This window comes from Sphingopyxis sp. 10G20-10, from assembly GCF_057365075.1.
Genome location: NZ_CP195117.1, coordinates 1310191 through 1323745, shown reverse-complemented (window position 1 = coordinate 1323745; position 13555 = coordinate 1310191). Strand labels below are relative to the sequence as shown.

Here is a 13555-nt window from a genome sequence, read left to right as displayed (position 1 = left end):
TCACTCCCATTCCCCCTGCCGTTCCACCAGATCGGGATCGATAAGCCCCTTACCGATCAGCAGGTCACGCGCCAGCCTGATGCCGATGCGCCGCCCCTGATCGAGTGATGCTTCGTCGAGAGCTGTGACAATTTTGTGAATCATCGCGTAGCTGCGTTCCATGCGCGGCACGACATAGCCTGCAAGATCGGGCGCGATGATGATGCCGCGTTGGGCAAACAGGGTTTCAATCAGATCGCGAGCCAGACAATCATCGGGCTCGCCAATGCGCAGCACCGGTACCGCACGCAGCCGTGACTGCAAATCGGGGAGCTGTACGTGCCACTCCGCGGGTGGCGTATCGGCAATGATCAGTAGCGGCTTGCCGCTGGCCTGCGCCTCGTTCCAGGCGTGGAACATCGCCTCTTCATCAACGCTGGTCGCACCATCAATGACACGCCCGCCGGTGCTGCGGGCAAAGAGCCGTCCCATCAGGCTGCGTCCTGATCGCGCCGGTCCGGTCAGAACGGCAGTGCGGACGGGCCATGTTGATACGTGCTGAAGATAGCGAACAGCGTCTCCATTGCTGGGACCGACAATCAAGGGAACCGCATTGGCTCCGCCTGCGCTCCAGTCCAGTGGCAGGGCGATCTGGCCTGAGGCGCGCTTGGCAGCGGACATCAGCGCGAAATGCGCAGCGTCCCGCCGCCCTCTTGCACCGTATAGCCGCGCGCGACGAGTGCGGCCTTTAGTCCGGCAAGATCACCGCGGAAGGTGACACGCATGACCGATGTGCCACCCAGCGCAAGACTGGTAGTAGAGGCCGACTGGACACCGGCAACGCCGCCAATCGCGCGCTCGGTCGCCGAGACCGACGCGACATCGGGCGAGCTATATTGGACGCTATAGCTCGCCGTGCCGGTGGGTGCCGCATGGGCAACGCTGCTATCGATTTCGGGAAACAGGCCGCTCGCATCGACAGCGTCGGCTTCGTCGGGCAACTCCTCTTTTTGCACCGGCTTTTCAAGGATGAGCGACGTATCCGCCTTAAGGATGCCGGCCGAAAGCGCGTTGGTGTAAATCGCATCCATACGCGCGACCGCCTTGTTCATCATATCGGGCAATGCAGCATTGCCGGGCGCGGTCATCGTAAAGCTGTCGATCAATTTATTGTCGGGGCCAAAGCGCGCGGTAAAGCGCCCGGTTACGGGGCCACCCGGATAGCTATATTCCAGCCGGGCCATCGGCACGATGACATCGGCGGCACCATATTGATCGAGGATGGCGCGCCACCAGATACGACCGCGCCGGTTAATCTGACCCGAATTAAGCAGCAACGTGTCCGCGCCCGTGCCCGCCGTGCGGACATAGTCGATTGCGCTGTCGCCGGTATGATATTCGGCCCAAGCCTGTTGCCACGCATTGCGCTGTTCAAACACCTGCTGCATCCCGTCGATCGAATAAACGGGAATGACGAGCAGCGGCGGCGAGCGCAGCACGCGACCGCTGACCCCCAAAATCTGACCCGCACGCACACGATCAAACAAAATGCCCAGTGTCGCGATATAACGGCGCGGGCCGATTTGTTCATGATCGACCACCACCGCCGTCACAATTCCGTCGAGCGCCGAATCGGACAGCGTCGGCCCGTTGGACCCGCGCACTTTTTTGTTCAGTTGAATCCAACCCAGCCGCTGCGCCTCGCGCCAGCCTTCGTGGCGCGCGTCTTCGGCATTGTCCGCCGTTACATCGACATGAATGTCTGTGGCGACAAGATCGCTGCTGCTATTGATCGGCTGAATGCCGCGGTTACCGGCGCCAACCTGCCCGAAAACAACGGTGGCGGCAGCAATTGCCAGCCCTAGTCCGAGCAAGACGAACAGTCGTCCATGGCGGCGAAAAGCGATCGAAGAATTGGTAGCGAGACGCATCATGACCCTATGCTAGGCGAAGCCACGAAAGACACACAAGGAAATCGTGGCAATTATCGGCTGAAACCGTTAGTCGCGCTGGCCATGGATGCCAAGCACAACCAACCGGGTGGATACACTTATGCGCAGGCCGGCGTGTCGATTGACGCCGGAAATGCGTTGGTCCGCGCTATCGCCCCGCTCGCCCGCGCCACCCGCCGCCCCGGTGCAAACGCCGATCTGGGGGGATTCGGCGGATTTTTCGATTTAAAGGCGGCCGGGTTTTCTGATCCGTTGCTGGTCGCGGCGAATGACGGCGTCGGGACCAAACTGAAACTGGCCATCGAATCGGGTCAGCATGACGGCGTGGGAATCGATCTGGTCGCGATGTGCGTCAACGATCTGATCGTGCAGGGTGCCGAGCCGCTCTTCTTCCTCGACTATTATGCCACGGCCAAGCTGGATCAGGACGTCGCCACCGCCGTTGTCGCCAGCATCGCCGAGGGGTGCAAACAAGCGGGCTGCGCGCTGATCGGCGGCGAAACCGCCGAAATGCCGGGCATGTATAGCGACGGTGATTATGATCTCGCCGGATTCTGTGTTGGTGCTGTCGAGCGCGATGCCGTGCTGACCGCCGACAAGGTCGCCGCTGGCGATGTCATTTTGGGCCTCGCCTCGTCGGGCGTTCATTCCAACGGATTTTCACTGGTCCGCCGACTCGCCACAGACAAGGGTTGGAAACTCGACCGGCCAGCCCTGTTCGACCAGAACATCCGGCTAATCGACGCGCTGATGGCGCCGACCCGCATCTATGTGAAAAGCCTGTTGCCGCTGGTGAAAAGTGGCAAAATTCACGCGCTCGCCCATATTACCGGTGGCGGATTGCTGGAAAATATCCCGCGTATATTGCCCGCCGAGCTTCACGCGCATGTCGATGCCGACGCATGGAGCCAGCCACGCCTGATGGCGTTCCTGCAGGCACAAGGCCAGATCGAGCCGGAAGAAATGGCGCGCACCTTTAACTGCGGCATCGGCATGGCGGTGGTTGTCGCCGAAAGTGATGTTGCCGATGTAACGACGGCGCTGGAGGCCGCTGGCGAGACCGTCCATCGGATCGGCCATATCACGGACGGTGCGAAAGGCTGTACCGTGACGGGAAGCGCCGAGACATGGAGCGCGATGGGTGACTGGCAAGCGACACATAATGGGTAAAATCCTCCCCGGTCCGGGGAGGTGGCAGGCCGCAGGCCTGACGGAGGGGGTTGGCGTCCTTGGGCGATGCAGCTTTATGGCGCAGCCCCCCTCCACCACCGCTTCGCGGCGGTCCCCCTCCCCGCAAGCGGAGAGGATTTGATGACCAAGGCCAAAGTCGCCATCCTGATATCGGGTCAGGGCACCAATATGGCGGCGCTCATCTATGCGGCCAAAGACCCCGATTGCCCGTTCCAGATTGTTCTGGTCGCCAGCAATAACCCTGACGCGCCGGGACTGACATTAGCCAAGGCCGAGGGCGTGGCGACATGGGGCCTGTCGCACAAGGGGCTGAACCGCGATGCGTTTGACGCGCTGGTCGAAACCCAATTGCGCAAAGCGGGTGCCGATTATGTCGCGCTGGCGGGCTATATGCGCATTTTGAGCGATGATTTTGTGACCCGCTGGACCGGCCGCATGGTCAATATCCATCCCAGCCTGCTGCCGCTGTACAAAGGTCTCGACACGCATCAGCGCGCCATCGACGCGGGCGACGCTTTTGGCGGGTGCAGCGTCCATGTTGTGACCCCGACCCTCGACGATGGGCCTGTGCTGGCGCAAACGCCCGTCGCGATCCTGACGGGCGACAGCGTCGAAACACTGGCCGCGCGAGTGAAAATTGCCGAGCATCAACTTTATGCGCGGGTGTTGGGCGAATTCGTGGGCCGCGAATCGTCACCTGATTATTTGCTTGGTCGGGTGCGCGAGCTGGCAATGGCGCTTCCTGAGGCCGATGAAGTGACCTCGCATGGTATGCCCTGTTTCGGCATCATCAAGGGCAAGAAATTCGCCTATTTCACCGACGATCATCATGGCGACGGCCGCACCGCCCTGCTCGTCAAAATCAGTGGGATCGAGGAACAGGCGATGTTGATCGAGCTCGACGCAGACCGCTATTTCCGTCCCGCCTATTTCGGCGATAGCTGGATCAGCATCCGGCTCGATTTGGGCGACAATGACTGGGACGGCATCGCCGACTGGCTTCGCAAAAGCTGGCTCGCGGTCGCACCCAAAAAACTGGCGGGCATGATCGGCGCAGCGGAAGAATTCTAGGAAAAAAGGCCGCCGGATTGCTCCGACGGCCTTTTTGTTTGTACCGAATTTGGATGGCGATCAGCCAACGATTTCTTCGGGCTTAAAGAAATAGGCGATCTCAATCGCGGCATTTTCATCGCTGTCCGACCCATGCACCGTGTTCGCTTCGATGCTTTCGGCGAGTTCTTTGCGGATCGTGCCGGGAGCCGCGTCCTTGGGGTTGGTGGCGCCCATGATGTCGCGGTTACGCTGCATGGCGTTTTCGCCTTCGAGCACCTGAACGACGACGGGGCCGCTGGTCATGAATTCGACCAGTTCACCGAAGAAGGGGCGTTCCTTGTGGACCGCATAAAAGCCTTCGGCCTGTTCGCGGCTCATGTGAATGCGCTTTGATGCGACGACACGCAGGCCGGCATCTTCCAGCATCTTGGTGACCGCGCCGGTCAGGTTGCGGCGCGTCGCGTCGGGTTTGATGATCGAAAAAGTGCGGGTTCCCGCCATGAAAATTGCTCCTGATATTGTTTGTTTGTGATGCGCGCGCCTCTAGCGGCGCTTTTGCTGCACTGCAAGAAAAGAGCGTCAGGGCCGGATGTTTGTCGATTGGGGCCAGTCAGCCGCCGATGCCATAGGTCACGCTGCCGCGCACCAAATCCCCGGCCTGGGTTGCCGTGACCTGCATCCCCGTCTTCTTGTCGCCGACCTTTTCCGCGCCGATCATCATCATGTCACCCGATGTCAGTTCGGTATTGATCTTCATCCCTGCGGATTCGGCTTGTTTGCGAAAATGGGCAATGACGTCGGCGGCTTTGGCCCTGACCTCAAAACTCGCCATGCCGCCGGAGCCATCTTTGCCTTTGGCCGCAAAGCCGCCGGTCATTTTCGATCCGGGATAGGGTGTAAAGCCGTCAGGAAGCTTGCTGTTGTTTGCTCCGGCGCCAATCTTCATTTCACCATCGTCGGTCTTGATCGAGATGTTGCCGGTTCCGGCATGGTCGGTGGCGACGGAATATTGCGCAGTTTCACCCGTTTCGGGGTCGGTAAAGGTGCCGCTGGCCACTTCCTTTTCCGTCTTGGAACCACAGGCTGCTAATAATAATGTAGCCATAATCAAAATATTACGCATCATCGCTTCATCTCAATCAAGGGCCTTCCGACCAGCGACCATGATCATCCTGCTTCCAGAAATGAATCTCGACATCGTCCGTCGCACCCAATTTGCGCCAGGTCGCGCGGGCGTCGTCGATGCGGCTATTATCAAAGAAGAGGAAGGCGCGGTCAAATGCCAGCGCACCGTCGTTCCATTCGCCATCGGCGAGCGCGACATGAGTCGCCCCATTGGCGGGCGGTGTATCGAGCGACGCCGTGATCACAATCGGATCGCCCGCCGCATCGGGGACGTCGGCATGGCCGTGGGGCAGGAAGCTCGTCGGCTGTACCGTCCAGAGCGCCTCGTCGATTGCGCGGCGCTGGGCTTCGGAGGCCGCCACCACCAGCAATTGGGCGTCACCGTCCAATATCTTGCCGGCGATGGCGGGGATTACCCGTTCAACGGGGTCGCGGGTCAGACGATAGAAATCGACGCGCGACACCATCAAGCTCAGTGTTCGAAATTATCGGCGATGAAGCTGTCGAGCAAGCGCACACCATATCCGGTCGCGCCCTTCGCCCAAACCGGACCATCCTTGTCAGCCCACGCCATGCCCGCAATGTCGAGATGCGCCCATTTGACGCCATCTTCGATATAGCGTTTCAGGAATTGCGCCGCCGTAATCGACCCCGCTTCACGCGGGCCGATGTTCTTCATATCGGCTATCGGGCTGTCGAGCAGCTTGTCATAAGCGGGCGACAGCGGAAAGCGCCACAGCGGATTACCGCTGGCCTTGCCCGCCGCGAGGAGCCCGTCGGCCAGCGCGTCGTCATTGCTGAACATGCCGCCATGTTCATGCCCCAGCGCAATCACCATCGCACCCGTCAGAGTCGCCAGATCGATAATGACCTCGGGCTCATAGGTTTGCTGCGCCCAGCACAGCGCATCACAGAGCACCAGCCGTCCCTCGGCGTCGGTGTTGAGCACCTCGACCGTCTGACCCGACATGGTGGTGACGATGTCGCCCGGCCGCTGGGCGTTGCCATCGGGCATATTTTCGACAAGGCCGCAAATACCGACGACATTGGCCTTGGCCTTGCGTCCGGCAATCGCCTTCATCGCACCGGCAACCGCGCCTGCGCCGCCCATGTCCCATTTCATCATTTCCATGCCCGGTCCGGGCTTGAGGCTGATGCCGCCGGTGTCAAAGGTGACGCCCTTACCGACAAAAACGACCGGTTTTGCGTCAGCCGCGCCGCCGTTCCAGCGCATCGACAACAGCCGCGGCGGGCGAACCGACCCCTGCGCCACGCCAAGCAGCGCGCCCATACCAAGCGCCTTCATCTGCCGTTCGTCGAGCACTTCGATTTCGACGCCGAGGTCGGCCAGATGCTGGCATCGTTCGACGAAGCTTTCAGGATAAAGAATATTGGCCGGCTCTGCGACCAGTTCCTGCGTCAGCGCAACGCCATCAGCAACCGCCGCCAGCGCCGGCCAGCGCGTCGCCAGATTGGCATGGCCCGAGGCAATCGTCAGGCTGGTGAGGCTGGGTTTGCTGTTATCGGCCAGCCGCGTGCGATAGCGGTCCAGCCGCCAGTTGCGTAGCCGTGCGCCCATCGCAAAAGCCAGCACATCATCCTCTGAACAATCCGATGCGCCTGCAAAGTCGACATGAACCGCGGTGACGCCGCTGGTTTGCAGGCGCGCCGTGAGCGCCGCTCCTGCCTTTTCCAGATCGCGGGTCGTCCCCTCACCGATGCCGACGAGTACCAATCGCAAGACTCGACCGCCATCGACCGCCGCCGTTTCTGCAATCGTCCCCGCTGCACCCTCAAAGCGCGCCTGCGCAGCGACCCCAGCGAGCAATGTGCCATGCGGCGTGCCAAGCGCCTTGGTCAGGCCGGCCAGGTCGCCCTTGCGGACGGGGAAGGCGACAACATCGGCAGAATCGTCGATTTGCGCGACAAAATGAATTTCCATCTTGTGTCTTTCATAAGCGGTGATTGATTGGAACGTGCGGGACCGATAGGGGTTTCGCACGCGAGTTGCAAAACAAAGCAGCAAACAAGCCATTGCGACGCATTTTTGGTGACGGCTGACAGAATATAGGAAATACGGATCGGATGACTTGGGCTTTGCTTCCCCTACCGGCTTTGCCCCGCAGGCTGTGGCTGATGTCCGCCAGTGCGGTTGCTGTCCTGATTGCGAGCCCCGCCGTCGCACAGGACGCACCAGACCTGCAAGTGCCCGACGTTGAAACCAGCCCCGCCGACGCCCCTGCACCCCAGACCGAGGACCAGATCGGTTTTGCCGCCGATGATGTCCATTATGATAATGATGCCGACATCGTCACGGCGTCAGGGAATGTCGTCCTGAATCGCGAGGCTATTGCCTTGCGCGCCGACGAGGTTGTTTGGAATCGCAAGACCGGCGAAGTGACCGCAGAGGGCAATGTCGCGATCACCAATCCCGAAGGCGATACTGCCTATGGTGACCGCATCGTGCTGACCGACACATTGCGCGACGGACTGGTCGAAAACATGCTCGTCGTGATGGAAAATGGGGCGCGGCTGGCGGCGAATCGCGGGACGCGGTTCGACAATGGCAATATCGAGCTGGAAAATGCCGCCTACACGCCTTGTCCGGTCGAGGATAATGCCGGTTGCCCCAAGAACCCGAGCTGGCAGATCCGTGCTGTCCGTGTGCTCTATGACCGCGCCAAGAACAAAGTCCGATACAAAGGCGCGCGCATCGAGATGTTCGGCCTGCCGTTAATACCGCTGCCGGGGCTGAGCCATCCTGCGAATAGTGAGGCGGGGAGCGGTTTGCTGGTTCCCGAAGCCCGCATCGACCGCGTCAACGGCTTTGAAATCGCGATACCCTATTATCTACGATTGTCGTCCGATCGTGACATCACAATCACCCCGCACCTTTTTACGAGCGCAGCGCCGATGATTCAGGGCGAGTTTCGCGCTTTGACCGATCTGGGTGCTTTTCGCATCAACGGGTACACCACCTATAGTTCGGTTGTTCCTGTGTCGGGGCCATCGACCAGCCAGCGCGACGATTTTCGCGGATATTTGGAAGCGGCGGGCAAGTTTCAATTTGATCCAAAATGGAGCCTGAGCTTTTCGGGTCGAATTGCGACCGACCGGACGTTTATGCGGCGTTATGATATTAGTCGCGATGACAGGCTACGTTCGACGTTCGAGCTCGAACGGATCGGCGGTTCGAGTTATTTGTCGATTGCCGGCTGGGCAACGCAAACGCTGCGCGTCAATGATTCGCAAGGTCAACAGCCGATCGCGTTGCCCATCATCGACTATCGCCAGCGGCTGGCAGATCCCTGGCTGGGCGGACAGTTCGAGATACAGCTCAACAGCCTGGCGATTGGCCGGACGTCGGGACAGGACACGCAGCGCGCATTTGCCAGTGCAAAATGGGACCTGCGGCGGCTGACCCCGTTGGGACAGGAAATCACCCTGTCGGCGCAGATGCGCGGCGATGTTTATCATAGCGACGAGAATCTGCTGACCGCAATTCCAGGTTATCGCGGCGAATCGGGTTGGCAAGTGCGCGGCATTGCGGCGGTTGCCGCCGACATGCGCTGGCCTTTCGTCGGACAGTTTATGGGCGGAACGCAGACGTTGACCCCGCGCGTGCAAATTGTCGCCACCCCGCCGATCAAAAACCTGTCGATCCCCAACGAAGATTCGCGCGCATTTGACCTAGAGGACAGTAATTTATTCTCGATCAATCGCTTTGCAGGCCATGACCGGTTCGAGGATGGCGCACGCATCACTTATGGTTTCGAATGGAATTTCAGCAAGCCGGGTTTCAACATCAACACAATCATCGGGCAAAGCTATCGCTTGTCGAACAAACCGACATTGTTCCTAGATGGCACCGGACTGACCGACCGGACGTCGGATGTCGTTGGCCGCACCACCGTCGCCTTTAAGGATTTTTTGCGGCTGACCCACCGGTTCCGGCTCGACAAGGATAATCTGGCCATCCGTCGCAACGAATTGGATGCGACCATCGGTAGCCGGTCGACCTATGCTGTTGTCGGCTATTCGCGGCTCAATCGTGACATTGTCAGCGTTGCCGAAGATTTGCAGGACCGCGAGGAGGGCCGCATCGGCGGGCGCCTGGCGGTGGCAAAAAACTGGTCGATCTTTGGGTCGGCCATCGTGGATTTGACCAGCAAGGGCGAGGATCCGCTGTCTGTTTCCGACGGTTTTGAACCGATCCGGCATAGACTGGGAGTGGCCTATGACGATGATTGCCTGTCGATCGCGCTGACTTGGAAGCGCGACTATATCGATACCGGCGATGCGCGGCGCGGGAACAGCTTCTTGTTCCGCATTGCATTCCGCAATTTGGGGTTTTGAGGCAAATCCGCTCAGCTAGCGTTCAGCGTTTGTCCGTTACTGCAACTGTTGATAAAGGCACCATAGGCCGATTGCGCTGGACCATAAGGCGTTTGCGCTGATACGGAGCGGACCTTAATTTCACACAAGGGTGACAATGACCAATTTTTCGAAAATTATCGGCCTGTTTGCCTTGGCCAGCTTAGCCGCAGCGCCCGTAATAGCGCAGACTGTCAGCGATACGGACGTTCCGACCACCAGTCTGAACATTCCCGGCAATGTGCAATTGTTCGGGGACGGCAAAGCCAATGTTTATCGCCCATCGGCAAAAGTAAATGGCGAAATCATCACCGCAACCGATATTGAACAACGGCTGGCGCTGATCCGTGTCGCCAACAACAATGCCATCCTGCCCCCCGACGAGGAACAGCGGCTGCGTCAACAGGTGTTCAGCAACCTGATCGATGAAAAATTGCAGATTCAGGAGGCGAAAGCCGCCGATATCAAAATTGACGAGAATCTGATCAATCAGCAATTCGCGCGGTTGGCGGTGCAATATAAGCAGACGCCCGAGGAATTCGCCAAATATCTGGCGTCCAAGGGATCGTCGGCAGCGGCCGTAAAGCAACAGATTCGGGGAGAATATGCCTGGGATCGCTTGCTCTCGCGCAATGTCCAATCGACGACCAATGTCTCGACCGACGAAGTCGAAGCGGTGGTCAAGCGTATGGAAGAGGCCAAGGGCACCGACGAATATCATCTTGGCGAAATTTATATGTCGTCAACGACCGAGACGCAGCAGGCGATTGCCGAAAACGCGAACAAAATAATCGAAGCGTTGCAACGCGGCGGGTCCTTTGCCGCCTATGCCCGCCAATTCTCCGAAGCTTCCACCGCGGTGGTTGGCGGGGATCTAGGCTGGGTGCGTGCGGCGCAACTGCCGCCATCAATGGCGCAAGCCGCAACACAGATGCAGCCTGGCCAACTGGTAGGTCCGATTCAGGTTCCGGGCGGCTATTCCATCCTGTTGATGGTCGACCGTCGTAAGGTGCTGACCGCCGATCCCCGCGATGCCGTATTGAGTCTGAAGCAATTGAGCCTTGAGTTTGCGAAGGGAACATCATCGGCCCAAGCCGCCGATCTGGCCGGTAAGTTTGCTGAAGCAACGAAAAATATCGCTGGCTGCGGCATGGCCGACTCAGTGGCCAAAAACCTGGGTGCGAGCGTCGTTTCGCGTGACAATATCGCCATGCGGTCCTTACCCGCACCGCTGCAATCCACACTCAGCACCCTGCAAGTTGGCCAGACGACACAACCCTTTGGGTCGGCGGAAGAGGGTATTAGCGTTCTGGTGCTGTGCGGTCGCGACATGCCCAGCACAGCGACCGCACCCGACCTGCAGCAGATTGAGAACCGCCTGCTCGAAGAAAAGGTCAACAAGCGCGCCCAGCGCTATCTGCGCGATTTGCGACGGGACGCCGTGATCGAATATAGCTGATGCCCCACGATCCGATGCGGCCCCCGATTGCGGTTACCTTGGGTGACCCCGCCGGAATCGGCCCCGAAGTCACCGCCAAGGCCTGGACGGCGCGCGAACAATATGACCTGCCGCCCTTTGTGGTCATCGGCGACGATGCGACCATCGCGAAAGTATGGGACGGCCCGATTGAGCGGGTCGCCGATGTGGCCGCCGCAGCGCGGGTGTTCAACCATGCCCTGCCGGTCTGGTTTCTGGAAGCTAGCGGTCCGGTGACCCCAGGCACGCCGACAGAGCAAGGCGCGCTTTGTGCGTTACATACGTTGGAAGCCGGGATCGGCCTGACGCGCAGTCAAGCAACATCCGCGCTCGTCACCGGACCAGTGTCCAAGCATGAACTGCACAAGGTCGGCTACACCCACCCCGGCCAAACCGAATTCATCGCCGAGCGGTGCGGCGTTACGTCCACCAATGCGGTGATGATGCTGGCGGCGGGATCGCTGCGTGTCGTACCTCTGACCGTCCATATTGCGATATCCGAGGTGCCCGCCGCGCTGACCCATGATGTGATCGTCGGCAAGGCGCGAGTGGTCGCACGCGGGCTCCAGCGCGACTTCGGCATTGAATCGCCCTTGCTGGGCATCGCAGGGCTCAACCCCCATGCGGGCGAAAGCGGCGAAATGGGCGATGAAGAGGCGCGAATATTCGCCCCCGCCATCGCGCAATTGCTAAGCGAGGGCATCGCCATCGAAGGCCCGCTGGCCGCCGACAGCCTGTTCGCGCCGCATGTCCGCAGCCGCTATGACGCCCTGCTGTGCGCCTATCACGATCAGGCGCTGGCGCCGTTCAAGGCGCTGCATTTCAACGACGGGGTCAATATGACGCTCGGCCTCCCCATCATTCGCACCTCACCCGATCATGGCACAGCCTTTCCCATCGCCGGGACGAATGTGGCCGATCCCGGCCCGACCATCGCCGCCATCGCGCTCGCCGCTCAATTGGCTGACCGTCCCGATCGCGTGTCCCGCCGAGCCGGTGATGGCAAGTGAACGCCAATGGCAAGTGACAAGGCTCCTGCGCTGCCGCCCTTGCGAGAGGTTATCCGCGCTCATGGGCTGACCGCCAGCAAGGCGCTGGGCCAGAATTTCCTGTTTGACGAGCAATTGCTGGCCCGGATTGCGGCGCTGCCCGGCGATCTGGATGGACAAACCATATTTGAAGTCGGGCCAGGACCGGGCGGCCTCACTCGCGCGCTGCTCCGCGCTGGGGCAAATGTCATCGCGGTCGAGCGCGACGACCGCTGCCTACCTGTGCTGGCTGAACTGGAAACGGCCTTTCCCGGCCAACTGACAGTGGTCGCGGACGATGCGATGGCGGTCGATGTTGCTGCGCTGACCGGCGGTGCGCCGTTCCATATCGTCGCCAACCTGCCCTATAATGTCGGCACTGCGCTGTTTACCCGCTGGCTGGAACCACCGGCATGGCCCCCGCAATGGCAGTCGCTGACACTGATGTTTCAGGCTGAAGTGGCCGAGCGGATCGTCGCCAAGCCCGACACGTCGGCCTATGGCCGGCTGAGCGTGCTCGCCCAGTGGCGATCCTCGCCAAAAATCGCGATGCGCGTCCATCGCTCCGCCTTTACCCCGCCGCCCAAAGTCATGTCGGCGATTGTCCATGTGGAGCCAAAGGAGGCACCCGACGGGGTCCGGCCCGCCTTATTGTCGCAATTGACGGCGCAAGGATTCGGACAGCGCCGCAAAATGCTGCGCCAGAGCCTGAAGTCGGTGGCAGGAGCCATCGATGCACTGGAATCATTGGGAATAGAGGCAACCCGCCGCGCCGAAACGGTGACGGTGGATGAATGGGTCGCGCTGGCCCGCACGCTCAGTCAATAGGGCGCGCCGATCAATTTTGCGCGCTGTCGTCTGCTTCGCTGACCACCGCCTTGGGCTTAATCGCTTCGGCGGCAACCATATGCTGCTCGTCCTTGGACTTGATCGCACGCTCCAGCGCCGCAATCTGCGGGCATTTGGTCGCGCACACCCGCTGAGCAGCCGCCAGCTTTTGGCGCGCCAATTCGATCGCGCCCTTATCGACCATCGCCTCTCCCTGTCCGGTCAGGGCGACAATATCATTGGGTTCAAGCAGCAAAGCCTCACGATACAGGGCGATGGATTTTCCCGGTAGCGCCTGGGCGCGTGCCACCTGAGCCAGCGCGATAATCGCGGAGCGATTGCGGGGATCGGCGGCCAGTGCCGACTCGAAAAAGTCGACCGCTGCGTTCAGGTCGCCTGTTTTTTGCGCCGCCGAGCCTTCGTCGAGCAAAGCAACCGAGCGCGGCAATATGTCATTGTCGGCGCGTTGCGCATCGGATGCCACCGGCAAGCTGGCTAAAATCAGTCCGGCACCCAAAGCGAAGAAACTGACGCGCATCGCATTCTCC

Annotated in this window: 13 protein-coding genes; 6 read left to right on the top strand and 7 right to left on the bottom strand. The window is 60.3% G+C overall.

Annotated features, from left to right (window positions below):
* Nucleotides 1-660, bottom strand: a complete 660-nt coding sequence (locus tag ACR3XE_RS06430) for an HdaA/DnaA family protein (protein WP_473698443.1) — start codon at nucleotides 658-660, stop codon at nucleotides 1-3.
* Nucleotides 660-1913, bottom strand: a complete 1254-nt coding sequence (locus tag ACR3XE_RS06425; RefSeq protein WP_473698444.1) for a heavy-metal-associated domain-containing protein — start codon at nucleotides 1911-1913, stop codon at nucleotides 660-662. The genes ACR3XE_RS06430 and ACR3XE_RS06425 overlap by 1 nt, the downstream gene beginning before the upstream one ends.
* Before the next feature lie 81 nt (nucleotides 1914-1994).
* Between ACR3XE_RS06425 and purM the strand changes: the two genes are divergently transcribed.
* Nucleotides 1995-3101 (top strand): phosphoribosylformylglycinamidine cyclo-ligase, encoded by a 1107-nt coding sequence (gene purM, locus ACR3XE_RS06420; RefSeq protein WP_473700348.1) that lies wholly within the window; start codon nucleotides 1995-1997, stop codon nucleotides 3099-3101.
* 141 nt (nucleotides 3102-3242) lie between these two features.
* Complete coding sequence (gene purN, locus ACR3XE_RS06415) at nucleotides 3243-4193, top strand: phosphoribosylglycinamide formyltransferase (protein WP_473698445.1); 951 nt, start codon at nucleotides 3243-3245, stop codon at nucleotides 4191-4193.
* 60 nt (nucleotides 4194-4253) lie between these two features.
* Here purN and ndk read toward each other — a convergent pair whose 3' ends face one another.
* The 4 genes from ndk to ACR3XE_RS06395 all read right to left on the bottom strand — a co-directional run bounded on the left by ndk (nucleotide 4254) and on the right by ACR3XE_RS06395 (nucleotide 7242).
* Entirely contained in the window at nucleotides 4254-4676 is a 423-nt protein-coding gene (ndk, locus tag ACR3XE_RS06410; RefSeq protein WP_473698446.1) for a nucleoside-diphosphate kinase, read from the bottom strand.
* A 109-nt stretch (nucleotides 4677-4785) separates the two neighbouring features.
* Nucleotides 4786-5301: a hypothetical protein gene (locus tag ACR3XE_RS06405; protein WP_473698447.1), complete on the bottom strand. Its 516-nt coding sequence runs from the start codon at nucleotides 5299-5301 to the stop codon at nucleotides 4786-4788.
* A gap of 13 nt (nucleotides 5302-5314) precedes the next feature.
* A complete protein-coding gene (locus ACR3XE_RS06400; protein WP_473700349.1) occupies nucleotides 5315-5767 on the bottom strand; it encodes a DNA polymerase III subunit chi in 453 nt (150 codons plus the stop codon).
* Between the two features lie 5 nt (nucleotides 5768-5772).
* Nucleotides 5773-7242, bottom strand: a complete 1470-nt coding sequence (locus ACR3XE_RS06395) for a leucyl aminopeptidase (RefSeq protein WP_473698448.1) — start codon at nucleotides 7240-7242, stop codon at nucleotides 5773-5775.
* 194 nt (nucleotides 7243-7436) lie between these two features.
* Between ACR3XE_RS06395 and ACR3XE_RS06390 the strand changes: the two genes are divergently transcribed.
* The 4 genes from ACR3XE_RS06390 (at nucleotide 7437) to rsmA (ending at nucleotide 13007) form a co-directional block, all read left to right on the top strand.
* The gene (locus tag ACR3XE_RS06390; RefSeq protein WP_486185990.1) at nucleotides 7437-9656 is read left to right on the top strand and encodes an LPS-assembly protein LptD; all 2220 of its coding nucleotides are present in this window, start codon (nucleotides 7437-7439) and stop codon (nucleotides 9654-9656) included.
* A 136-nt stretch (nucleotides 9657-9792) separates the two neighbouring features.
* Nucleotides 9793-11133 (top strand): peptidylprolyl isomerase, encoded by a 1341-nt coding sequence (locus ACR3XE_RS06385; protein WP_473698449.1) that lies wholly within the window; start codon nucleotides 9793-9795, stop codon nucleotides 11131-11133.
* Nucleotides 11133-12161 (top strand): 4-hydroxythreonine-4-phosphate dehydrogenase PdxA, encoded by a 1029-nt coding sequence (gene pdxA / locus ACR3XE_RS06380; RefSeq protein WP_473698450.1) that lies wholly within the window; start codon nucleotides 11133-11135, stop codon nucleotides 12159-12161. The genes ACR3XE_RS06385 and pdxA overlap by 1 nt, the downstream gene beginning before the upstream one ends.
* Before the next feature lie 6 nt (nucleotides 12162-12167).
* Entirely contained in the window at nucleotides 12168-13007 is an 840-nt protein-coding gene (gene rsmA / locus ACR3XE_RS06375; protein ID WP_473698451.1) for a 16S rRNA (adenine(1518)-N(6)/adenine(1519)-N(6))-dimethyltransferase RsmA, read from the top strand.
* A 10-nt stretch (nucleotides 13008-13017) separates the two neighbouring features.
* Here rsmA and ACR3XE_RS06370 read toward each other — a convergent pair whose 3' ends face one another.
* Complete coding sequence (locus tag ACR3XE_RS06370; RefSeq protein ID WP_473698452.1) at nucleotides 13018-13545, bottom strand: hypothetical protein; 528 nt, start codon at nucleotides 13543-13545, stop codon at nucleotides 13018-13020.
* Between the last annotated feature and the right edge of the window lie 10 nt (nucleotides 13546-13555).

Bases quoted from the DNA above. Each gene is read 5' to 3' on its own strand.
- ACR3XE_RS06430 (WP_473698443.1), bottom strand. From the start codon at position 660: ATGTCCGCTGCCAAGCGCGCCTCAGGCCAGATCGCCCTGCCACTGGAC.
- ACR3XE_RS06425 (WP_473698444.1), bottom strand. From the start codon at position 1,913: ATGATGCGTCTCGCTACCAATTCTTCGATCGCTTTTCGCCGCCATGGA.
- purM (WP_473700348.1), top strand. From the start codon at position 1,995: ATGGATGCCAAGCACAACCAACCGGGTGGATACACTTATGCGCAGGCC.
- purN (WP_473698445.1), top strand. From the start codon at position 3,243: ATGACCAAGGCCAAAGTCGCCATCCTGATATCGGGTCAGGGCACCAAT.
- ndk (WP_473698446.1), bottom strand. From the start codon at position 4,676: ATGGCGGGAACCCGCACTTTTTCGATCATCAAACCCGACGCGACGCGC.
- ACR3XE_RS06405 (WP_473698447.1), bottom strand. From the start codon at position 5,301: ATGATGCGTAATATTTTGATTATGGCTACATTATTATTAGCAGCCTGT.
- ACR3XE_RS06400 (WP_473700349.1), bottom strand. From the start codon at position 5,767: ATGGTGTCGCGCGTCGATTTCTATCGTCTGACCCGCGACCCCGTTGAA.
- ACR3XE_RS06395 (WP_473698448.1), bottom strand. From the start codon at position 7,242: ATGGAAATTCATTTTGTCGCGCAAATCGACGATTCTGCCGATGTTGTC.
- ACR3XE_RS06390 (WP_486185990.1), top strand. From the start codon at position 7,437: ATGTCCGCCAGTGCGGTTGCTGTCCTGATTGCGAGCCCCGCCGTCGCA.
- ACR3XE_RS06385 (WP_473698449.1), top strand. From the start codon at position 9,793: ATGACCAATTTTTCGAAAATTATCGGCCTGTTTGCCTTGGCCAGCTTA.
- pdxA (WP_473698450.1), top strand. From the start codon at position 11,133: ATGCCCCACGATCCGATGCGGCCCCCGATTGCGGTTACCTTGGGTGAC.
- rsmA (WP_473698451.1), top strand. From the start codon at position 12,168: ATGGCAAGTGACAAGGCTCCTGCGCTGCCGCCCTTGCGAGAGGTTATC.
- ACR3XE_RS06370 (WP_473698452.1), bottom strand. From the start codon at position 13,545: ATGCGCGTCAGTTTCTTCGCTTTGGGTGCCGGACTGATTTTAGCCAGC.